This is a genomic window from Streptomyces sp. CG 926 (genome assembly GCF_003148825.1).
Taxonomy (GTDB): Bacteria; Actinomycetota; Actinomycetes; order Streptomycetales; family Streptomycetaceae; genus Streptomyces.
Map to the genome: position 1 here is coordinate 1 of NZ_QGGZ01000038.1, position 2,253 is coordinate 2,253.

A 2,253-nucleotide genomic window follows, 5' to 3' on the forward strand; every position below is an offset into this window, starting at 1 on the left:
CACCATCTGCGCGAACGCCGACGGAACACCGCTGACCAGGCTGACGTCACCCACAGGCGTGTCCGCGTCCGCGTCGGCCAAGGCCAGGAGGTCGCGCACCACTTCCACCGTGCCGCCCGACACCAGCGGGCCGAAGAGCTCGAACACCGAGACGTCGAAGTTGAAGGACGTGGACACCAGGACCCGGCGGAAGTCCTCACCACCGAACTCCCCCGCCGCCCAACCCATCAGGCCGGCCACCGACCGGTGCTCGACCACGACGCCCTTCGGGCGGCCGGTCGAACCCGACGTGTAGATGACGTACGCCGGGTGCTCCGGACGGATACGCGTGCCCAGCGGACCCGTCGCAAGGGCGGTCAGGTCCAGCTCGTCGACGGCCACGACGGTCGCATCGGACTGCGGGACGACCGCTGTCGTGCTCGTCGAGGTCAGGACCACGGTCGGCTTCGCATCGCCCAGCATGTACGCGATCCGGTCCGACGGGTAACCCGGGTCGATCGGCAGGTACGCACCGCCCGACTTCAGTACCGCGAGCAGCGCCACGACCGACTCGATGCCACGCTCCAGGCACACTCCGACGAACGACTCCGGACCCACACCCTGAGCCACCAGATGACGGGCGAGCCGGTTCGCGCGGGCGTCCAGATCCGCGTACGAGACCTCCGCACCGCCCGAGACGACAGCCACCGCCCCCGGCGTCCGTACCACCTGAGCCTCGAACAGCTCCGGCAGCGAACCGGCCGACAACTCGACCGCCGTGTCGTTCCACTCGGTCAGGACCTGGCGCAGCCCTGCCTCGTCCAGGACCTGGACGGAGCCGAGCGGCACGTCCTCGTCGTGGTCGAGGGTCGATTCGAGGGCCGTGACCAGGTTCTCCGCGGCCGTGCGGACGAACTCGCCGACCACACGGGGGTCGATCGGGGCGACCGCGTCGACGGCCAGCGTGAACAGGTCACCGTTGTCGTTGACCGAGACCATCAGGGGGAAGTTGGTGCGCTCGCGGGTGAAGACCGCGCGCATGCCCTCCATGCCCTCGTGGCGGCGCTTGTCCGCGCGCTGCTCTGCGCTGCGGCCGGGGTTGTGGCGGAAGTTGAACAGGGCGGTGAACAGCGGGGTGTCGCCGGTGACGCCGCTGGCGCGCTGCGCCACGACGAGCGGGGCGTGCTCGTGTTCCAGGAGCTCGGCCAGCTGGCCGCGCATCGCGGCGACGGACGCCCGGACGCCGGTGGCGTCGGTGCGGACGCGTACGGGCAGGGTGTTCATGTACGGGCCGGGGACCTGGTCGGCGCCCTCTCCCGCGTTCATGCGGCCGAAGAGGACGGTGCCGAAGACGACGTCCTCGCGGCCGCTGACTGCGGCGAGGACGCGGGACCAGGCGACGTGCATGACGGTCGCCGGGCTCGCGCCGAGCCGGCGGGAGACCTCGCGGAGCCGTACCGTCAGCTCCGGATCGAACGGCACCACTTCGCGTATCGCTCCGGCGCCGTCGCCACGGACGTCGGCGATGCCGAAGGGTGCCGTGGGTTCGGTGACGTCGCCGAGGAGGTCGGCGAAGTAGCGTTCGTGCTCGGCGCGGGCGACGGCGCCGCGGGTCTGGGCGACGAAGTTCCGGAACGGCATCGGCTCGGCCAGTTCCCGGCCCCGACCTGCCAGGATCGTCTGGACCTCGTGGAACACGATCTCCAGCGCGGTGTGGTCACGGACCACGTGGTGGGCCCGCAGCAGACCGAGCCAGCGGCCGGTGCCGGGGACCTGGGCCGCGTGCATCCGCAACAGCGGGGCCTGGGTCAGGTCCATGCGCAGACCGCCGGCCGCAAGGAGCTGCTCCGTGGGGTCTCCGCCCTCGGGGTCGAGGACGACGTCGGTGACGGGCAGGGTGGCGTGGCGCCATACGACCTGGACCGGCTCGCGCAGGCCCTCCCACACGATCGAGGTGCGGTAGATGTCGTGGCGGTCGACCACCTGCTGGAGGGCGTCCGCGAAGGCGTCGAGCCGGTCACGGGCGTCGAACTCGAGCACCGTCGGCATGACGTAGGCGTCGTCGCCGCCGTCTGCGAGGAGGTGGTGGAAGAGCAGGCCTTCCTGGAGCGGGGCCAGCGGGTAGATGTCCGCGATGTTGGGCGCCCCACCGTCGACGGTGGCGCCGATGGAGGCCAGTTCCTCGGTGGTGAGGTCGACGAGTGGCAGCATGTCGGGGGTGATCGCGGTCGCGTCGGCCGGGATCAGGTTGGCCGGGACGCTCACCTGGACCGC

At 71.3% G+C, this 2,253-nt stretch carries 1 protein-coding gene; it reads right to left on the minus strand.

What is annotated here, in order from left to right; genetic code table 11:
* Positions 1 to 2,253, minus strand: a 2,253-nt coding sequence (locus tag BCL76_RS38340; RefSeq protein ID WP_146228534.1) for an AMP-binding protein, incomplete at both ends; no start/stop codon positions are given.